The sequence below is a fragment of the Entomobacter blattae genome (genome assembly GCF_014672835.1).
GTDB classification, from domain to species: Bacteria; Pseudomonadota; Alphaproteobacteria; order Acetobacterales; family Acetobacteraceae; genus Entomobacter; species Entomobacter blattae.
On the sequence record NZ_CP060244.1, the window covers coordinates 1,979,894 to 1,999,980 of the forward strand.

General features: G+C 44.0%; 16 protein-coding genes and 1 tRNA gene. 4 read left to right on the forward strand and 13 right to left on the reverse strand.

The annotated features are described in order from the left end of the window. Nucleotides 1-164: 164 nt before the first annotated feature. Nucleotides 165-1,598, reverse strand: a complete 1,434-nt coding sequence (locus JGUZn3_RS08805) for a TolC family outer membrane protein (RefSeq protein WP_203413173.1) — start codon at nt 1,596-1,598, stop codon at nt 165-167. Nucleotides 1,599-1,664: 66 nt separating this feature from the next. Then, entirely contained in the window at nt 1,665-2,318 is a 654-nt protein-coding gene (locus tag JGUZn3_RS08810) for a protein-L-isoaspartate O-methyltransferase family protein (protein WP_203413174.1), read from the reverse strand. A 242-nt stretch (nt 2,319-2,560) separates the two neighbouring features. Between JGUZn3_RS08810 and JGUZn3_RS08815 the strand changes: the two genes are divergently transcribed. After that, nucleotides 2,561-2,635: transfer RNA gene (locus tag JGUZn3_RS08815), tRNA-Cys, on the forward strand. A gap of 86 nt (nt 2,636-2,721) precedes the next feature. Here the strand turns inward: JGUZn3_RS08815 and JGUZn3_RS08820 are convergent. Beyond that, nucleotides 2,722-3,489, reverse strand: coding sequence for an SDR family NAD(P)-dependent oxidoreductase (locus tag JGUZn3_RS08820; RefSeq protein ID WP_238996793.1), 768 nt, complete (start codon nt 3,487-3,489; stop codon nt 2,722-2,724). Nucleotides 3,490-3,726: 237 nt separating this feature from the next. On the opposite strand from JGUZn3_RS08820, the gene JGUZn3_RS08825 reads away from it, so the two are divergent. Next, nucleotides 3,727-4,881 carry a hypothetical protein gene (locus tag JGUZn3_RS08825; RefSeq protein WP_203413175.1) on the forward strand — a complete coding sequence of 385 codons (1,155 nt, stop codon included), beginning with the start codon at nt 3,727-3,729 and terminating at the stop codon, nt 4,879-4,881. Nucleotides 4,882-4,945: 64 nt separating this feature from the next. On the opposite strand, the gene hflX is transcribed toward JGUZn3_RS08825, so the two are convergent. From hflX to dusB, 7 genes are all read right to left on the reverse strand, one after another. Continuing rightward, on the reverse strand, nt 4,946-6,259 hold the full coding sequence (gene hflX / locus JGUZn3_RS08830; protein WP_203413176.1) for a GTPase HflX: 1,314 nt from the start codon (nt 6,257-6,259) through the stop codon (nt 4,946-4,948). A 5-nt stretch (nt 6,260-6,264) separates the two neighbouring features. Then, nucleotides 6,265-6,561 carry an RNA chaperone Hfq gene (gene hfq, locus JGUZn3_RS08835; RefSeq protein ID WP_203413177.1) on the reverse strand — a complete coding sequence of 99 codons (297 nt, stop codon included), beginning with the start codon at nt 6,559-6,561 and terminating at the stop codon, nt 6,265-6,267. A 96-nt stretch (nt 6,562-6,657) separates the two neighbouring features. Continuing rightward, complete coding sequence (ntrX, locus tag JGUZn3_RS08840) at nt 6,658-8,082, reverse strand: nitrogen assimilation response regulator NtrX (RefSeq protein ID WP_203413178.1); 1,425 nt, start codon at nt 8,080-8,082, stop codon at nt 6,658-6,660. Further along, entirely contained in the window at nt 8,072-10,306 is a 2,235-nt protein-coding gene (locus JGUZn3_RS08845; protein ID WP_203414887.1) for a sensor histidine kinase NtrY-like, read from the reverse strand. The genes ntrX and JGUZn3_RS08845 overlap by 11 nt, the downstream gene beginning before the upstream one ends. Before the next feature lie 104 nt (nt 10,307-10,410). Beyond that, complete coding sequence (locus JGUZn3_RS08850) at nt 10,411-11,910, reverse strand: sigma 54-interacting transcriptional regulator (RefSeq protein ID WP_203413179.1); 1,500 nt, start codon at nt 11,908-11,910, stop codon at nt 10,411-10,413. Nucleotides 11,911-11,980: 70 nt separating this feature from the next. Then, nucleotides 11,981-13,072 (reverse strand): two-component system sensor histidine kinase NtrB, encoded by a 1,092-nt coding sequence (locus tag JGUZn3_RS08855; protein WP_203413180.1) that lies wholly within the window; start codon nt 13,070-13,072, stop codon nt 11,981-11,983. Between the two features lie 13 nt (nt 13,073-13,085). Beyond that, nucleotides 13,086-14,237 carry a tRNA dihydrouridine synthase DusB gene (gene dusB, locus JGUZn3_RS08860; protein WP_203413181.1) on the reverse strand — a complete coding sequence of 384 codons (1,152 nt, stop codon included), beginning with the start codon at nt 14,235-14,237 and terminating at the stop codon, nt 13,086-13,088. A gap of 242 nt (nt 14,238-14,479) precedes the next feature. Between dusB and ispF the strand changes: the two genes are divergently transcribed. Together ispF and JGUZn3_RS12685 are read left to right on the forward strand one after the other, a co-directional pair. Next, nucleotides 14,480-15,679, forward strand: coding sequence for a 2-C-methyl-D-erythritol 2,4-cyclodiphosphate synthase (gene ispF / locus JGUZn3_RS08865; protein WP_203413182.1), 1,200 nt, complete (start codon nt 14,480-14,482; stop codon nt 15,677-15,679). 31 nt (nt 15,680-15,710) lie between these two features. Further along, nucleotides 15,711-15,845, forward strand: a complete 135-nt coding sequence (locus tag JGUZn3_RS12685; protein ID WP_275402839.1) for a hypothetical protein — start codon at nt 15,711-15,713, stop codon at nt 15,843-15,845. Nucleotides 15,846-15,850: 5 nt separating this feature from the next. Here the strand turns inward: JGUZn3_RS12685 and JGUZn3_RS08870 are convergent, their stop codons facing one another. The 3 genes from JGUZn3_RS08870 to JGUZn3_RS08880 form a co-directional block, all read right to left on the reverse strand. Further along, on the reverse strand, nt 15,851-16,450 hold the full coding sequence (locus tag JGUZn3_RS08870; protein ID WP_203413183.1) for a nitroreductase family protein: 600 nt from the start codon (nt 16,448-16,450) through the stop codon (nt 15,851-15,853). Between the two features lie 101 nt (nt 16,451-16,551). Then, nucleotides 16,552-17,331 carry an ATP12 family protein gene (locus tag JGUZn3_RS08875; protein ID WP_203413184.1) on the reverse strand — a complete coding sequence of 260 codons (780 nt, stop codon included), beginning with the start codon at nt 17,329-17,331 and terminating at the stop codon, nt 16,552-16,554. Then, nucleotides 17,321-20,086 (reverse strand): AsmA family protein, encoded by a 2,766-nt coding sequence (locus tag JGUZn3_RS08880; protein ID WP_203413185.1) that lies wholly within the window; start codon nt 20,084-20,086, stop codon nt 17,321-17,323. The genes JGUZn3_RS08875 and JGUZn3_RS08880 overlap by 11 nt, the downstream gene beginning before the upstream one ends. Nucleotide 20,087: the final 1 nt, after the last annotated feature.

The window sequence follows — 20,087 nt, forward strand, 5'->3', positions numbered from 1 at the left end:
ACACTTATAGTATTATGATGGGTTCATGGATAATCGAATTGATCTTGCTAGTTTGGCCAACAGTATGTGGTCTTATAGTGGTATGGTAGATTTCACCTCTGTTCGAGGGCAGTTTAAGGCATGCTGAACTCCAAAGGAGTAGAGCTAATAAAAACGTTTAGAGGCTATCTACCAGGTTGATCCACAGCTTCATCATTCACACCCCAAAGCTTGTCTTCAACGGCTCTGTAATAGGCTGTATAGTCATAATGAGGAACGTTGAGCTTTAAGTCTGCTGCTGTAAGGCGACCAATAGCAGCAGCCACATTATAACTGGATAAAACCAGGCTGCTCAAATTCTGCACCAAGGCAATCTGAGAGGAGAGAAGGGTCTGTTGTTGCTGCAGTACTTCAAGCGTGGTACTCGTTCCTACAATAGCTTGACGCTCCACACCATCCAACGCCACCACGTTCGCTGCAATCGCAGCCCGACTGCTGTTAATAGAGGCTTTACTCGCCATAAGCTGCTGCCAGTTCGAGGCTGCAAGTTGCAAAGCAGATCGCCTTTGAATATCTACATTCTTATGGGCAGCTGCCACCTGTTGCTTGGCCTGACGGATAGCAGCATATTCGCTCCCGCCTTGATAGACAGGAACAGTTAACTGTAAAATAGCTGACTTATTATAAGTAACCTGGCGGTTATATTGCTGGTTCACGTTTCTCTGAAAGCCCAGAGTTGCCGAAAGTTGCGGCATTACGGCAGCAAACGCTACCGAGACAGCATCTTTAGCAGCAGATTCTTCAAACAAAGCATTAATAATATTGGGGTTATTAGCTACCGATTCAGCAATCGCCTCTTGTTGTGTTTTCACAGGCAAAACCAAAGGCTGAGGGGGCACCAGATTAGGAGGAGGAGGTGTTCCCACTATTTGCATATAAGTGGCTTGTGCCGTTTGCAAAGTACCTTCTGCCTGTTGTCTCTGTGCCCTTGCACTCGCTAACGCTGCTTCAGCCTGGGCTACGTCGGTTCTGGTAATTTCGCCAACCTTAAAGCGCTCATTTGTCGCTCTAAGCTGCTCTTGCAGAACCTTTTCGTTATTGATTCGTAACTGAAGAAGCTGCTCATCCTGAATAACTTCAACATAAGCTTGAACAACATTATAGAGAATCTGCTGTTCTGTGGCTAAAAGCTTGGCCCTTTCTGCCATAACCTTGTTAACAGCCTGATGGGTAGAGGCCGTTGTCTTCCCCCCCGTATAGACATTTTGCTGAAGGTTTACACCAGCCGTGTACCCTGGGGTTGAATACCGCCGGTTATTGAGCGGTAAATTATCGGAGGAAAAAAAGTTACTGGCACCACTATAATAACTGATACTGGAGCTTGCTGAAATTCTGGGCCTCCAGCCAGCTAAGGCAGCAGGAACCCCCTCATCTGTTGAACGTAAGGTTGCTCGTTCTTGCTGCAAAGTAGGGTTTGTAAGATAGGCGGAGGCCATAGCTTCTTGCAAAGTATGAGGGATGAAAGTGGGGGATCCGCTGCCATCATATTTCTGTGCAAGGGCTGTACCGCTACACAATAAAGCGGCAAGACCAAAACTAAGACTATAAGATGCTTTCATTACTCATCCTAAAACAATACAACTTTTGACCTATACATACCCTTTACCTTGAAATATCCTATTATTTCAAAGTTTGAAAGAAGGTTCAACCACAAGTTCTGGCAATAGTGGCAAAGATACATCAAACTGTGGCAAGACTTTTAGATCTGTCTCTGAATGCTCTGCCAGAAACGCACTGGCGACTTTTCCTTCTGGCCATATGACCCCAACTATCCTACCACCCGGCGCAAGCTGCTGCTTATAGATGGGGGGAATTTCCTGTACGGCTCCATCAATATAGATCAGATCATAGGGCCCTCTTCCTGGGAAACCCTCTTTAAAGGAGGCTGTGTACCAGTGAACTTCTGGAGCGAAATTTTTACAAAATTTCTCCCCTAAAGCCGATAACTCCTTATTTTGTTCCACAGCGGTAACCTTGGCACCAAGATTTGCAAACATGGCAGCAACATACCCCGTACCGGCAGCAATAACAAGCACGTTCTCCCCTTCTCTGACATCACTTAGCTGGAGCATTCGGCCAGTAATGCGAGGCTCTGTCAATACGCGACCTTCCCCTAGAGAAAGGTTTCCATCAATATAGGAAAAATCCTTGAGAGAGTCTGGGGTGCATTGCTCTCGTGGGAGATGGCGCATAATAGAGACAATACGCGGATCGTTAATTTGTTGTGGACGGATTTGTGCGTCAACCATTTTCTGACGCGCTTCTGTAAAATTCAACATTGCAAAACTTCTTTCTTGCCTATCCCCATAGAATATATTTTCTCAATCCGCACTTGCGAAACATGCCATATATCATAAAACTGCGGAACATATATATGGAGACTTACTATAAATTCATACTCTGTTATAACGCTCTTTAAGCAACTATTTCTAAACTTGTAAAAAAAATTATAAAAAAATGACCTCTCAGGTCTTGACCAAACCCTTACAAAAAGGGATATACCCCTAAATGCCTTTCCACTGGTCCGGTGGCAGAATGGCTGATGCAGCGGACTGCAAATCCGTTTATGTGGGTTCGATTCCCGCCCGGACCTCCAAGAATCTTCCATAAATATACTCTCTTTTTCGTGATTGAGGCAAATGGGAATTTCTCCTCTTAAGGGTATTCTTTGCTTGCTCTTCCTTACCCTGAAGGGATTTTTCCTAAAATAAAATCACGCAGTTTTGCAGGCATAAAATATTCCACATATTTTAAAAAAACAAAAAACCTTGGAAAAATGAACTCTTTTTTGCCCATTTTAATAGCATCGGCTATAAGAGAGGCAGCCTGATCCACCTCCATTAAACCTGGTTTAAAGCTTTTAACGCGCCTGCTCATAGGCGTATCAACAAAACCTGGGCAAACCAGACAAACGGAAACACCATGCTTGCGTAACAGAATCCGCAAGGCTGTGGCAAATTTATTCAACCCTGCCTTAGAGCCAGAGTAAGCCGCAGCAAAAGGAATAGCATGAAAGGCTGCCACCGAGCTTACCAAAACAATCTTTCCCCCTTTGTGCCTTACCATACATTCACCAATAACCGTCGCTAAAGCAGAGGTGGCCGCATAATTGACAAGCCCAATATGGAAAACAGCAAGAGGGTCTTCTACGGCTTGGCTATCCCCTTTGATATCACTGACCCCGGCACTTAAAATAGCTAGATGGATATTGTAGCGTGAATCGTCCTGACGATAACTGTCTATCGCCTCTTGTATATGGGCTATATCTTGGCTGCGTGTGTAAACAATCGCCCCTTTTTTACGGCAAAGTTCTGCTGTTTTTTCTAATCTTTCAGCATGTCTTCCCCAGAGAACCAACCTTACCCCTTCTTTAGCGTAAAAGAGTGCCAAAGCCCTACCTATTCCACTAGAAGCTCCCGTAATGAATAGAGATTTATGAACAATTTTCACCCGCTATAAGCTCCTCTTACAAAATTATATAAATTACTTTTACATAGATATGTTTTTATAGTACAGCACTAAGGGTCAGATGTTATTTTATAGCAATTCTATTGCAAACCTCTACAAAATACCTTATGTGGCCTACGGAGTAAGGACGATAATTTATACAAATTATCACGGTTAGTCCTGTAATCATTGATTGCCTCTCAAACCACTAATATCGACGTCTCTCAAGCGGGTTTTCACATGGATAATTCTGCCAGTCTAACCGTTACCCCAGTTACGGACAATCGTCTGATGTCGATCTTTATCACTCTCCCCAGGCATCTCTACAAAGGCTATAAAGGGTATGTACCTTCCCTTGATATACAACAAAAAAATATTCTCCACCCTAAAAAATCTCCTTTTTTCAAGTTTGGAGAATGCCGCTATTTTATTGCTTTTAAAGAAGGAAAACCTGTTGGAAGAATTTCTGCCCAAATTGACTCTGTCGCTTTAAAACAATGGAATGAACCGATTGGATGCTTCGGAGCGTTAGATACAATTGAAGACCCAGCTGTTGTGGAAGCTTTACTTCGTGCTGCTGAGGCGTGGCTGCGCCAAAAAGGAATGAAAAAAATAAGAGGGCCTTTTACCCTTAATTTTAACTCAGAATCTGGCTGTATGATTATGGGGCAAACTGCCCCCCCCATGATTGCCATGCCATGGCATCCAACCTGGGTGGGAGCGTTTACAGAACAGGCAGGTTATAAAAAAGCTATGGATTTGTTCTCCTATCAAATGGAGTATGGTCCCCAATCTTCCCGCTCTCATATTGTACCAGCAGGCCTAACAATGGGGGAAGGCTCTCTTGGGCAAATCACCACCCGTATGCTTGATAAAAAGAATATTCAACGCGATGGAGAGATTCTCCGTTCTCTCTATAATAATTCTTGGAAAAACAATTGGGGCTTTGTGCCCTTAACAAAAATGGAAATTAAAAGCCTTATTAAAGAGCTTAAACCACTTCTTAAGCCTGAACATTTTGTGCTTGTTGAGCAAAAGGGAAAACCTTTAGCAGTTGCCCTTGTCGTTCCCAATCTTTACGATATTACCTATGACATTAACGGTGCCCCTACCCTTCTTCAATGGGCAAAGCTTGGTATAAGGATCTTGCGGCATCGTTTTCATTCTGCACGGGTTATTTTATTGGGAGTAAGTTCTGAAATTTATGGAACAGCTTTAGGGGCAGTCATGCCAGCTCTGGTCATTTCTGAACTTATGAATCGGGGGAAAGTACTCCCCTACAAAACAATTGAACTCGGCTGGATCTTGGAAAACAACACCCCCATGAGAAGACTCATCGAGCGACTTGTGCCTGAGCCGAGCAAGAAATACAGATTATTTGAAAAAGACCTTTAATCTTTAAGATCTTTAATTTTTAAGGCCTTTACTCTTTCTGGCAGGCTTTGCTTTTTAGGCTGTTTTAGTCTGTGGTTTGTGGAAGGATGGAGAATTTTTGTTCAAAACGAGTTTGCTCCACTTGAGATAAACGGACTCGTATGGTGATTTCACTCTCAGTATTGAGCCGTTCTATGACCTCTCCATGTTGATAAAGCCAAGCAAGAGCTTCTCCCTCTGCTATACTGAACCGATAGAGCTTTTCGTCAGCCCCTTCCATAAGTTTTTGGTCAATCACCGTTAATAAGGATTCTAATCCTTGTCCGGTCAGGGCTGATACAGCCACCCTGTTTGCATTATCGACCGGTATATCAATCCCTTCTATGTGATCAATTTTATTAAGAACTTCTACCACCAGTTTTTGCCACCCAAAAGCCAGTAACCCTTCTCGCTCCATGCCCTCCAAAACTTTAACAACATCTTGCTTCTGAGCTTGAGAGTCGGGGTTTGACAAATCACGAACGTGCAAGATCACATCGGCATAGGCGATTTCTTCCAGAGTTGCCCGAAAGGCAGCCACTAACTCTGTAGGAAGGTCACTGATGAAGCCCACCGTGTCAGAAAGAATAATCTTGCTTCCCGATGGTAATGTAACAGCCCGCATGGTTGGATCCAACGTTGCAAAAAGTTGATCCTGGGCTTTTACTGAAGAACCTGTTAATTTATTGAATAAGGTCGATTTTCCAGCATTAGTATACCCCACAAGAGTTACAATAGGAAAAGGTACTTTTTTTCGTGCCTGGCGGTGTAACCCTCTTGTTCTGCGGACTTGCTCAAGCTCCTCCTTCAGTCTGGTAATACGCTGACCAATCATTCGTCTGTCAGATTCAATCTGCGTTTCCCCTGGCCCCCCCATAAAACCAAAACCACCACGTTGACGCTCCAAATGGGTCCAAGACCTAACCAGTCGGCTTCTTTGATATTCCAGATGGGCGAGCTCGACTTGCAAGCTACCCTCTTTAGTGACGGCCCTTTCCCCAAAAATATCCAGAATAAGGGCTGTACGATCAATAACCTTGGCTTCAAGGGCTTTTTCAAGATTACGCTGCTGAACAGGCGTTATAGCCGCATCAATAACCACAAGAGCAATATCGAGGCTTGATATTTCTTCTCGGAGTGCTTCAATCTGCCCAATGCCAATAAGAGTAGCCGGCCGCCTACTGCGCAAAACCACAATTTGCGAGTAAGCGATATCGACACCGATAGAACGCGTTAGCCCTATGGCTTCCTCTAGCCGAGATTCAGCATTGCGGGCATAATTATCCTCTTTGCCAGATTTTTTCCATGGCAAAATAACAGCGGCTTTTGTCGTTTCTGCAAATTTCTCTAGCGTACCCACGAGGCCTAATCAGGCTGGGAGAATGGAGGAAAAGAGGGAGTATTTTCTGCCGTAGAAGCTTGCTGGCTTGCCTGGGGATCAAACAAGGAAACAGCCCCAACTGGCATAACAGTACTCACGGCATGTTTATAGATAAGTTGAGTGTGGTTATCTCTTTTCAGTAAGATGGAGAAATTATCAAACCACGTAATAATTCCCTGGAGTTTAACACCATTGACCAAAAATACTGTTACTGGATTTTTTGTTTTTCTAACATGATTAAGAAAAACATCCTGTACATTCTGTGAAGGTTCTTTCGCCATAGCAAGCCTTATTATACTACCCTTAAAAATTTATTACTCTTAACTGTTACTACAGATAATGCTCATACAGCAACACTCTTCATTTTACCCACAGAGTCAGGAAGAGACAGGAACAGAGGTGTTGCTCATATTATTCTGCCTGTCTTCAGAGGTTACACCCAATTGTTTTAGCTTTCTATGAAGTGCGCTTCTTTCCATACCAACAAAAACTGCCGTTCTGCTAATATTTCCTCCAAACCTTAAAAGCTGTGCCTGTAAATACTGTGTTTCAAACATATCTCTTGCCTCTCGTAAAGGTAAAGTCATAATATCAGCATTTGAATCAAAACGCAGCAAAGCAGGCGCCTCCTGACTAATCGCTGATGGAAGCATTTCAGCCCTGATTGGGTCTGTAGAAACGCCGGGAATCATAATAAGCAATCTTTCCATAAGATTTCTTAATTCGCGGGCATTTCCTGGCCAATCGTAAGTCTGTAATGCTGCCTTAGCATCTGCAGACAGTTCCCGCAATGGCAGTCCTGCAATTTTTGCTGCTCTTTTTAGGAAAAAATTCGCCAAGTCTGGAATATCTTCGCGTCTTTCCTTAAGGCTTGGAATCCTTAAAGGCACCACTGCCAATCGGTAATAGAGATCTTCCCTGAAATGCCCTAAGCTAATTTCCTCCTGAAGATTGCGGTTAGTGGTGGCCAAAACCCTGACATCAACCTTTACCCGGTTAGAGCCGCCAATACGCTCAAAAGTCTGATCTTGGAGGGCCCGTACAATCTTTCCCTGGGTTTCTAGAGGCATATCGGCGACTTCATCCAGCAGCAAGGTTCCCCCATGAGCGCGCTCCAAAAGGCCTGTTTTACGGGAAGGATACTGCTCCCCACCACCTTCTATGCCAAAAAGCTCCTCTTCAAACCGCCCTGGTGCTAGTGTAGCACAGTTTAACGCCACAAAGGGGCCATCTGAACGTTTGGATTTGGCATGGATCATTCGGGCTGCAATTTCCTTACCAGTACCTGCTGCGCCAGAAATCAGCACACGTGAGCCAGTTGGAGCAACCCTTTCTATTTGGTTCCTAACGCTATGGATAACCTGGCTCTCGCCACATAATGTTGTATCGGGACCAACCTTAAAGCGCAGTTCCGCATTTTCCTGCGCCAGCCTTGCAACCTCTAGGGCCCGTTTAACCACAAGCAGCAAACGATCCGACTGGAAAGGCTTTTCTATAAAATCATAAGCACCATATTGAAGGGCCTTAACAGCCATTTCTATATTTCCGTGCCCAGAAATCATTACAACGGGAACATCAGGCTCCTCGCCGTGATAGAGTTTTAAAATATCCAGGCCATCCATCTTCGACCCCTGAAGCCATACGTCGAGTATAACCAAAGAAGGTCGTCGTGCATGAAACGCCTTTATAGCAGATTCGGCATCACCTGCCATGCGCGTCTCATAACCTTCGTCACGCAAAATGCCTTCTATTAATAGCCGGATATCAGGCTCATCATCTACTATTAGAATCTCATGTACCATGTTGATCCTTTACGGGTAATATCAATGTGGCCACACTTCCCTGACCATCAACACGATCATCAAGCTGTAAAAAGCCTGAATGATCTTCCATTATTTTTTTGACAATTGCTAGTCCCAAACCTGTCCCTTTTGCCTTATGGGTTATATAAGGTTCCGTTAAACGGGCTCTATCTTCTTTTGGTAAACCCACACCATCATCTGCTATGGAGATAGATACCTTATTATCATCTCTATTTAAACTAATCCATATTTTACCGATATAGCTTGTTCCTCCTTTATAGTCTGCTTCATCCCTTTGCACCATAGAAATAGCATCAAAGGCATTTTGTAAAAGATTGGTTAAGGCTTGTCCTATCAGTCTTCTATCACAAAGTATCACAGGTCCTTGGTCAGGCAAACTCACAATATATTCTATTTCATTATGCGCATTTTTCTGTAAAATTAAGGCTTCACGAATAATTCTTGAAAGGTCTTCTGCCCGCATAACGGGCTGAGGCATACGGGCAAAGGCGGAAAACTCATCGACCATGCGGCCAATATCACCCACATGGCGAATAATCGTATCAACGCACTGGCCGAAGGTTTCCTTATCTGAGGTAATTTCTTTTAAAAAACGCCGACGCAGCCTTTCGGCTGAAAGCTGAATGGGTGTTAAGGGGTTTTTGATCTCGTGGGCAATGCGCCGTGCCACATCTGCCCAGGCTGCCTTACGCTCTGCTGCCTGTAGAACGGTTATATCGTCAAAGGTCACCACAAACCCTTCTGTTGCAGACCCCCGCACCTCAGGGGCAACTTGAACCCGTAATGTCCGCTTATTAGCCGCATCCCCAATCTGGATTTCCTGAGTTTTTACATCATTTGGGTTATGGGAAACGCACTGAAGAATAGGTCCAAACTCACGAACAACCTCAACAAGATATCGACCAACCATATCACTTAAATTAATTGCCAGTAACTGGCTTGCAGCCCGATTGGGTAACTCGATCCTCTGGCTGGCATCTAGCCCTATAACGCCTGCAGAAACCCCAGAGAGCACGGCCTCAGTAAAACGCCGCCTTTCATCAATCTGGCTATAGGCATGTAGAAGCTCTGTATGTTGTTCGGAAAGCTGAGATGTCATACGATTAAAGGCACGAGAAAGGTCTGTGACCTCATCATCTCTGGCACCTTCTGGCACCTTAACGCTTAAATCCCCGGCGCGAACCCGTTCTGCCGCAAGCATTAATCCCCCCAATGGACGAACAATCTGGTTGGCCAACACCAACCCGCCTAATATTGCAGCAGCCAAAACCAGCAAAGCTACGAGGGCAAATATCAGCACAAAAGTGAATTGAATTTTTGCACGATTATTACTCTGTTGTCTATAATCTGCTACAACCTTTTCTGTTTTATGCATATGATCGAGCACCTGAGGATCTACGGGTCTGCTGATCAACAACATCATGGGAGGGGCAGTGTTAAGCGAGATAACCGCACGGACAGTTTGCTCATCGGGAGCATCAAGAATAGCCACTTCATTAGTACGGGCGATAAGGGTAGCTGAAGCGGGCGGTAGATCATTGAAATAGCCAGATCTGGTCATAAGACCACCAGAGGCAAAAACCTTATTGGTTAACGGATTATAAACAATGGCCTCACTGAGACCTCTAAGGGTTGCTTGGGTATCGAGGATCTGGTCTAAAATGTCCGGATTCTGCATAGGGTCTGGTTCACCCGTTTGCTGAATATTAGCCTCCATCCCCTCCAGAAAATTGGCCAGAGAAAAAGCTTCCGTTCTAATATTAGCATTATGCTCTTGCAAATACCCTCTTGAAGCCTCCAAGGCTTCGCTCAAGGCACTGCTAACCTTATCGTTAAACCAGATTTGAATCCCATAATGAAAAAAAGCAGCGGCAAAAACACCCACCAATAAGGTAGGAATAACAGAAACCACTCCAAACAAAATGACAACACGAACATGTAGGCGCGCTCCTGCCAAGCCCTTGCGCCGCTCCATCATCATATGTCGCACCCGAATGACGAGTGCTGAAGCCAGTAAAATCAATACCAAAAAATTGGATAGGAAAACCAGAAACTGAAAATGGGTATGCCCGGTAACCCCTACGCCTCCTGAAAGGGTAATAAAAGAAACGATCCCCAACACCAAGGCAAGACCAACCAAGGTAATTGTCACTGATTTACGGGTAAGCATTTCGGGAATCTGACGAAAAAACAGGCCTACCATTTTAAAAATATCTCGTAACAAACTACCCCCACCATGGTTCGGATATGAACACTTAACCTTAAAATTATTAGAATTTTGTTAATTTGTTGAAAAGAATAAAATTATTAGGAGAGATTACGTAAAACAGCTATTTTTAAATCCCGTATTTTTTTTCTTAGGGTATTTCTGTTTAACCCGAGTATGGCTGCAGCCTTAATCTGGTTCCCTTTGGTATAATTTAAGGCCATAGTGATGAGTGGTTTTTCTACCTCCGCAATGAATAGGGCATAAATATTTGATTTTATAGAATCTTCTCCTAACTGATCCAGATAGTGCTTAACCCGTTTAGTAACAAAAGACTCAAGGGTTTCTTTCCCCATGGAATCTTCAGGGGTAGAGGACTGGTTCTTATGAGGCGGCGTTTGCTTTTCATTCATCACGCCCTCACCATGCCAAAGTTCACTATGCCAGAGCTCCTGGGCCACATTGTCTTTACTGAGCTCACTTTGAGGATAAAGAGCTCCCATACGGCCGATAAAATTTTCTAACTCTCTTACATTTCCTGGCCAAGAATGTCTCTGCAATTCCTCGAGGGCTGATTTTGTAAAATATTTATACCCGTAATGGCCAAGCTTATTTCCCTTTAGAAGAAAATGTTGGGCCAATTCAGGAATATCACCTAGCCTTTCCTTTAATGGCGGCAACCGTAAAGGAACAACATTAATGGTATAAAAAAGATCCTCTCGAAAAACCCCTTGTTCAATAAATTTCCGTATATCATACTGGGTCGAGGATATAAGCCGAAGATTGACCTTATAAGTCTTCTGCCCGCCAACGGGCCTATAAGCACCATCGTGCAAAACCCTGAGTAACCGACCTTGCACGTGAAGGGGGATATCGCCAATTTCATCAAGAAAAAGAGTTCCGCCTTCTGCTTTGGCAAACATCCCTTGATGTTCTATCGGAGTGCCTTCTTCATAAGAAATATAGCCGAAAAGTTCTTTCTCAATATTCTCCCTAGGCAATGCAGAAAGGTTAAAAGAGACAAAAGCTTTTCCCGCATGTTTACTATAATCATGTAAAATACGAGCGATTACGGCTTTTCCAGTTCCACTCTCCCCCATAATGAGCACTGACATATCAGAGTTACTCAAACGGGCAATGGCACGATAGATTTCCTGCATCGCGACAGAGGAGCCAACAAGGGGCAAACCCAGAGTTTCCTCCCCTGGAAGATAGGTTTTGGCCTTTTTTTCTATATCCTGCTGCGTAGCCAGGGCACGGCCAATACTTTGGAGAAGCTCAGCCAGATCAAATGGTTTAGGAAAATAATCAAAAGCACCAGCTTGGGTGGCCTTCATCGCAGTTATAAAGGTAGATTGTGCACTAATGACGATAACGGGCAGGTCCGGCCGGGTTTGCTGGATAAAAGCAACAATCTCTAACCCATTGCTATCTGGCATGAGCACATCCACCACGACCAGGTCACCAGCTCCTTCCTTGACCCATTCCTTAAGCATTTCCCCTTTTGGCGTAATGCGTGAAGCATACCCTGCCCCCTTTAAAGCCCTTCCTAGCACGGTACCTATTGAAACATCATCATCTGCAACCAGAATGGTTGGCATCAAACCACCGCCTCTCTTTTGAGAAAATGCTGAAAAATCAGCCTATTATAACCAAAAATGCCAAAGAAACTTAAACTGTTTTTCTGTAGGGCAACCTTACCATAAATTCTGCCCCTACGTTAGGGGTTCCTACTTCAATTATGCCGCCATGTTCTGCAATTATTTTTCCACTGAGTGCTAGACCCAAGCCTTTTCCGCCTTTTTTTGTTGTAAAAAAGGAGTCAAAAAGATACGGTCTGCTTGCTTCTGAAATTCCGTGACCGGTGTCGTGGATAGAAATGAGAATAGGTAAATAGGCAACGGTTTTTTCGACAGCGGTTATACCCGAACGTTTATAGCCTGAACGATAGGCTGTTTTGAGCGTAATAACCCCCTTTCCCTTTGCTGTCATAATAGACTCTGCAGCATTTTTCATTAAATTTAAAAAGACCTGAATGAGCTGATCCTGATTGCCCCAAACCGGTGGAAGTGAAGGATCGTAAAGCTCCTGGAAAATAATATCATGATGAATGCTCGTTTTGAGCAATCGCTTAACATGATCTAAAATCTGGTGGATGTTAACTTCCCTTCTCTCTAGCCCATATCCTTCAAATTGCTCCATTTGGTCAACCAGGGTTTTAATCCTGTCTACTTCGGTACGAATGAGCGTTGCTAAGGCACGGTCTTCTTCAATAGCAATGGTATTTTCCAGTAGCTGCGCTGCTCCCTTAATGCCAGAGAGAGGATTTCGTATTTCATGCATTAAAGAAGAGGTAATGCTTGACAGGGTCTTTAGATCATTTTCTATGCTCCCATGAAAATCCATCTTTTTTTCTGTCAGAAACTGATGGATAACCAAAGCGATAAAACCTACCGGTTTTTCTAACCAAATAACTTCTACAATATTATTTTCATGCGAAAAGCGGGTATTTTTAAAATCTACCTCATAGGCAGTTATACTGTTTCGATCAGCCAACACCTGTCTGAGCAGAAAAAAAACCTGATGATCCTTCCACAGTAAATGATCAAGCCTCATAGTTATCAATTTTTTACGGGATAGACAGAAGAAAGATTCGGCAGAAGGGTTGGCATAGTGAATATGAAATGAGGAAGGTTCAACAACCAGGACAGCCGCTGAAAGGGATTCCGTTACTTCAAAACCCGAGCATTCTTCTTCAGCCATAGTCTAAGCCTTGTCAGACGGTAGGCAGACGGGAAAAAGCGGAGATGTCCTCTCGTGTTTTCATTCCCTCCGCCATCAGGTTGTCATAAAAAGAGTGAATAAGAGCCCTTGCTTCAGAGACAGTGTTAAAATGATTAATTTTTGCACGAAATTGGGCAGATCCAGGAAGACCTGCCGAATACCAAGAGACATGCTTACGAGCCAGCCGCATACCAGCATTCTCCCCAAAATGAGATAGCATAAGATCGTAATGCTCCAGGAGGATAGCTTTCTCCTGAGTAAGATCTGGTGAAATATAGGAGAGGCCCTGGCATAAAACCGAGGCTATTTCAGCCAATAGCCAGGGTTTTCCATAGCTCCCCCGACCCACCATGACTCCATCGGCGCCAGAAAGCCTTAAAGCGTTCTGGGCCGTTTGTACAGAAATAATATCGCCATTCACAATAACAGGCAAACATACGGCCTCTTTAACCTTCCGTACAAACTGCCAGTCGGCTGTACCGTTATAAAACTGTTGGCGGGTACGCCCATGCACGGTTAACATTTTTATCCCACTTTCTTCAGCAATACGGGCAATTGATGGGGCGTTTAAAGACGAATGGTCCCATCCCATGCGCATTTTTAGCGTAACAGGCACAGAAACCGCCCCGACAACAGAAGACAAAACCTTGCCTGCCTGAACTTCATTTTTCATCATGGCTGAACCCGCTTGCTGGCCAACAGCCACCTTTTTAACGGGGCAGCCAAAATTAATATCAATGAGATCAGCACCCTTGCCAACAGCAATACGGGCCGCTTCGGCCATGGCCTCTGCATCACAACCTGCCAGTTGAACAGCATTTAGCCCCCCTGCTGCCACTTCGGCCATTCGTAAAGTATTTTCATTTTCTCGAATCATGGCCCAAGAAGCGATCATTTCTGAAACAACAAGCCCGGCCCCTAATTTTCGTGAAAGCTTACGAAACGGAAAATCTGTTACCCCAGACATAGGAGCAAGGATGACAGGCTTTTCAATAACAACATTTTTATCCAATATAATGGGATTAAGCGGCTTATTATCCGCTATTTGTACGGCATTTTCTGCACTCGAGTCTTTTTTAAGATCGTCCTGGAAGGCATTTTCTTCCCCTGGGGAAGAATGATCAGTTCGGGAAAACTTGTCCATAATGGTTTAATCTGTTGTATCACAAGGGTAAGAAAAGAGAGATAGGAGCAAAAAATGCTTCGCAGAATAACAAATTAATACCTTCCCAACAATTATTATATTGTGCATAACCTGCTCATGGCTGGAACAAATGCTTCCTATTCCTTCCAAACACTCTCCCTATGAGCTACTTTCTTTGTAGGGAACATGAGGACGGAACTTAATCAATGAGACTGAAATCAATGAGACTAATAGGTTAAATAATGAAAATTGCTGCAATTGTATTGGCTGCTGGTTCAGGGCAGCGTTTTAATACCAATCAGGCGGAGAAAAAGCTCAAACAATATACCCTTCTTGCAGGAAAACCCGTTATTTACCATGCAACAAAAGCCTTGCTGCCTTATGTGGGCGTTGTTCAACCCGTGGGAGATCCTGAACGGCTCCTTCCTGCCCTTTCTCCTTTACAAACCCTTGCCCCTGTGGCAGGCGGGCAAACCCGCCAGGAGAGCGTAAGAGCTGGTCTTGAGGCTTTGGCGGCCTTGCCGGCTTCTCTTAAGCCTGATTTTGTACTTATCCATGATGGGGCACGGCCTTATGTTTCTGCTCAACTGATTGAAAATGTTCTTTCTGCCTTAAACTATTATAAGGGTGTTATACCCTCCTTAGTGGTTGCCGATACTCTCAAGCTTGGCCAGTCCGACCCCCCAATTATCCAAAAAACCATTCCACGAGAAAACCTGTATAGAGCCCAAACCCCCCAAGGGTTTGACTTTGCAATCCTTCTCTCCTTACATCGTCAAAAAGGTGAAAATTCTGCAACCGATGATGCCCTTCTTATGGAAGAGGCAGGCTATTCTGTTGCTTTGGTGAAAGGAGATGAAGATAATATAAAACTTACCCACAGAGAGGACCTTATGAGACTAGAGCGCCTGTTTAACCTTCCCTATGTTCCACGTATTGGAATGGGGTATGATGTCCATGCTTTTGCACCCGACCGCCCCTTAATTATATGCGGTATAAAAATACCGTTTGAAAAAGGCCTAGCTGGTCATTCTGATGCAGATGTGGGCTTGCATGCCCTTTGCGATGCCATCTATGGCGCTTTGGCTGAGGGGGATATCGGCCGACATTTCCCCCCCTCTAAAGACGACTGGAAAAATGCTGATAGTCGTCAGTTTCTTATCCATGCCCGCGAGCTCATTCAAAAAAAGCAGGGCCGTTTGATCAATGCGGATATTACGCTTATCTGTGAACGGCCAAAAATTGGCCCTCATGCTGAGCACATGCGGCAGGTTATTGCTGACTTACTTCAGATTTCCCTCTCTTGCATTTCTGTTAAAGCCACAACCAGCGAAAAACTTGGCTTTACTGGGCGTGAGGAAGGGATTGCCTGTCAAGCCTGCGTAAGCATTTTAGTGCCGGATACAGAAACGGACAGCACCAACCAGGATTCCCTTTCCTAAAAGAGGGAATCCTTACAAAGGAGAGTGCTCTATGAAGCTTAAAATTTTAGGCTGGAGCTCAGCTCTTTTGGTTGATGCTCATCTGGATGATGATGCTTTTGCCCACTATGTGTGTAATCTTCGCTTGGTGGATATTCTTCCTATTTTATTACCACCCCTTTTCTAACAGGCCTATTTTCTAAAGCTTCCTTCATAGGCTATGGCGTTTAGAGGGTTACGCGCAGAGGGAAACTCTCTGTCCTGCAGGGCCTGCGGAAGTTTGGCTTTATCTGCTTGTTTTCCTACCACCATAAGGGCATCCACACTGTAATCTTCTGGAATGTTTAGATCTTGACGGGCTTTTTTATGATCAAAACCGCTCATCGCATGCGTAGCCCACCCACTTTTCGTGGCCTGTAACATGAGATGGGCCATGGCTGTACCCGCTGAATAAGAATGGGTATGGTTAGGCATAACAGCCCCTGTTAACGGCGAAACCATGGTTTTGGCTGAAACCAGAAGAATGAAAGCAGAAGCATCCTTTGCCCAGGCCTTATTATTATCATTGAGCAGATTAAAAAAACGCTCCCAATAAGGAGAAGTTCTTCTAGCATATAAAAAACGCCATGGTTGTGAGTTATAAGCCGAGGCAGCCCACCTACCAGCCTCTAAAATAGTCAGAAGGTCTCGTTCTGGAATATCAACGGGTTCAAAGGCCCTGGGTGACCACCGTTGAAGGAAAATAGGATCAATATGATATTGTGATGTCCGAGGGGGATGGTTTTGTGTCATCTTACACCTTCTTAAAATTTTCTAAATCATTAAATTCAGTTAATCTTAGCACCAGGCAACCATATCCTGCAAAGACATAAATCTAAAAAATGTCGCCTCACCTAACCATTTTTTTGAGTAGAGATAAGCCAGAACTGCTCAATTTCCTTCATCTCTTCATAGATACGATCGAACCGTTCTAACTGCTCTGCGTCAGTGCCCCAAATTTCCATTTGCACTCGTTCTGGCAAGGTAGAAAGAGAAAAAACCTCATCGATTGTTACTGTCTCATCCAAATAAGCCATCCCTAAAATGAGGCTCCCCGCCAAGGGAACAAGCAAGGATAACACCGTAACCTCTATGAGCGTAAGAGAGTCCAAAAGTACAGTTAACCTGTCAATCGTCTCTTGGGAAAAATCGGGCACATGTAAGGTCGTGGTCACCTTGATGGACAGTTGATATTTTTTGGAAAACCATGTGACGATGGGAAGCCATTCTTCTTGTTGTCTTTTTGCAATCTGTTTGGGTTTTTCAGAATGAAAACATAAGAGATCAGATTGAGCATATTCGATAAGCTTGGCAATGACACTTTTAATATCGTGGCGAATAAGCCCTTCCATAGTACCGACAATACGGGTTAAAGGAATATCAGAAAAACAAAACGCCTGCCCTTTTTGACCGCCCCCCAGACCTGCCCATTCTTTTTGAATGGTTTTTGCGAGGGCTAGATTATGAATAACAAGCGGCTCACCCGAGGGAAGCTTTAAAGGTTTTTTATCAAGAACAATTCCATAGCCCTGATCTTCTTCACGCAGAAGCACTTTTTCCCAAAAGCGAACCTGGTAACCAGCTTTAGCCCTGTGGGATTCTGGGCCATTAAAAACATTCATACTAGTGGACAATACCCAACCCCTTTAAAAAATCTTTGGCGTTTTTCATTGGTTGTTTCAAAATATTGGAGGGGATGGAGAAAGAATGACCATGGCTATCACTGGGGTTATTACCAGCTTGTGCACAAACATCATTCTGCTTTCCATCAAAACCAAGTGTGAAAGAAAACCGCCCACTCTCTTGGTTTTGCTCCAAGGAAAATTCAGGGTGATCCCATTTTCCCTGAACATGCACATAAGAGCTGGCCATGGCTTGACCAAGATGAAATTGCGGCTGCAAGTGCAAATCGATCATTTCCGTCATATAGTGAATGATACCATTTCCTAATGTTCCAAACTGCTCTGTATCAAGTGCTAAAGAGTTAATTTGTAGGGCATCATCCCCCAATTGTCCTTTAACGTTAAAACAGTGAATGGGCTGCATATTCTGGGCATTAAGATCTTTTGGAGCTGGCAGAGGGTGCTTGTTCTCATTTTTGATATATGACACCAGATATTCAACAAAAGCCTTATTAATAAATCCCTTTTCCAAGCTTATATGAAAGGCTCCTTCGGGAACACTTCTGTTATCTTCACCGGTACTATTACTACGAATATCCCCCTGCAGGCTCATGACTCCCGACGCAAGATTTTCATACCCCCATTGTTTTAAAAGCCATTGCACGGGTATGGCTGTTCCTTGGGATTGAAGACTATAATTTTCAGGAACTACCGCAGTATTAACACTAAAAACTCCTTTTACCCAAAGGCTGTGAGGGTCATGACCAACCCTATTACTGATGGGCAAAAAGGTAAAAAGTCGGTTTTTCCATTTTGCTGCTAGCTGTAACTGATGGTAAGCATACTCATCCATAAGAAGCTTATCAGCCAATATCTGGATATTGCCAGTCCCTGAGCCAATCCAGTGGCCAAATCTAAGAATAGGATTGCTGAGGGAGTCCTCACTTTGGCCTTCTTCTACAACTGTTGTTTTGGCCGTTTTTGTGGGGGGCTCTTTTTTCTCTTCTTCATTCTCAGGAGCGACTGCATCTGATTTTTGAGCAGATGTGGGTAGAGGCTTTTTAGATTCTTTTTCTGCCAGGGCAGGTTCTATCAGAGCAGGAGGTGGCAATGTATCCTTGCTGACGGAGGTTAAAGCCTTAAGACCACTGATAAAGGAATCAGCATCGAGCAAAGCAACATGCACACTTCCATTAACCTCGGGGCCTTCAGCTTTTCCCTGTCCGTAATTCATATAAATTGTGCTATAAACCTGATTACGACCTGATTTGATGTTTAGATTCTGAATTGAGAATTGCTCCCCTCCTTTAAAGGTTACAGAGCCACCGATTTCTACAGAATCTTCTAGGGAAAACATCTTGGGTAAAACAGGATTATAATATTTAAGCCCGGCTACCTTCCCTGTTACAGCCATAACACTTTCCAATCCACCTGCCTGACCAGTAATATTGAGGACATCCGTGGGAGATGTCTGAATTTTCAGGGTCAAAGGCAGCGTGGTCATAAATTTGGATTTTACGGCTTGCATAACATGATTGAGTGGGCCAGCATTTCCTTCAAGATGGGGAGCATAGGCTACAGGTAAGCCGGCAAGCTGCATTTTAAAAATAACTGGCAAACCGGGCCCTTCACTCTTCAAGGAGATATTTTGAAAAGTCCCTTGGGCTACGGGAAGATTGAAAGAAAAAGCCTTACCCAGTAAAGAAAAGTCTTTAAGCCTTAAAGCAGGGAAAAGAGGAAAATCACTACTGGGGTCAGCGAGGTTTCGTTCATCAAAGCCAGCATGCAAAACCACTCCTTGAAAAGAAGGAAGATGGGCATGGCGAAACAGAGAGTTCAGATCTGCCAAGTTATCCATACTGGCATCCAAAGTGAATGATATACCTTTCAAACTTGAAAGATTTGGCAAAGAGCCAACAAGGGCGGCCTTCCCTGTCTCCTTGCCGTTGAGGCTTTCTTTACCATTAAGGTTAAAGCGCCATGGTTGCCCCGTAGGATCAGACTCTTTTTGCTCTTCTTGAGGGGGATGAACATGGCCGTTAATTTCAAACTCGGCAGATTCTCTTACCCCTTTTGCAAGAAGCTCAATATCGGAAGAGAGAATGGAGCTTATTTTTATTTCCGGCAGATCTAGGTTTCCGGATTGCCAGTTTTTAAGGTTTTTCCATTCAATATGGGCCTCTTGCATGTTTATTTTCGAAACATCGACTGACCACCCTTCCCAATTGATGACAGGCTTGCGCAGGAAACCTGAAATGTCCTGATGATCTTTTTGAGGGTTTCCCCCATGAACAAGATCTTGCGACGGTGGTGTGTGAGAGGAGGATCCTTCCTCTTTTTTTGCCCAATTCAGCTGTCCATCCTGCTGTTTTTTAATAAAAAAAACAGGCTGATGAATATTTATAGCAGCCAATCGCACATGTTTAACCAATAAGGGAGTGACAGAGACATCAATATCTATTTTATCGGCTGAAAACAGCTTTTGAGACTCTTCTATATTTTTCCCCAGCCAGACCTCCTTTAAGAAAATCTTAGGATGAGGGAAGAGTTCATAAGAAAAAAAACCTATATGAAACTTTTGGCCTGTTTTCTGCTCTATGGCCTGTACCAATTTGGTTTTTATATTTTGAGCACCCAGTTGAAAAGAACCGGCCAAAATAGCAGCCAACGCCACCAGGCAGGCTAAAATTGCCCCAACAAGGCTAAGATTAATAACCCATTTCCCAAACGGTTTATAAAGTTTTTTTCCGTCATTTCTGGAAGCCATG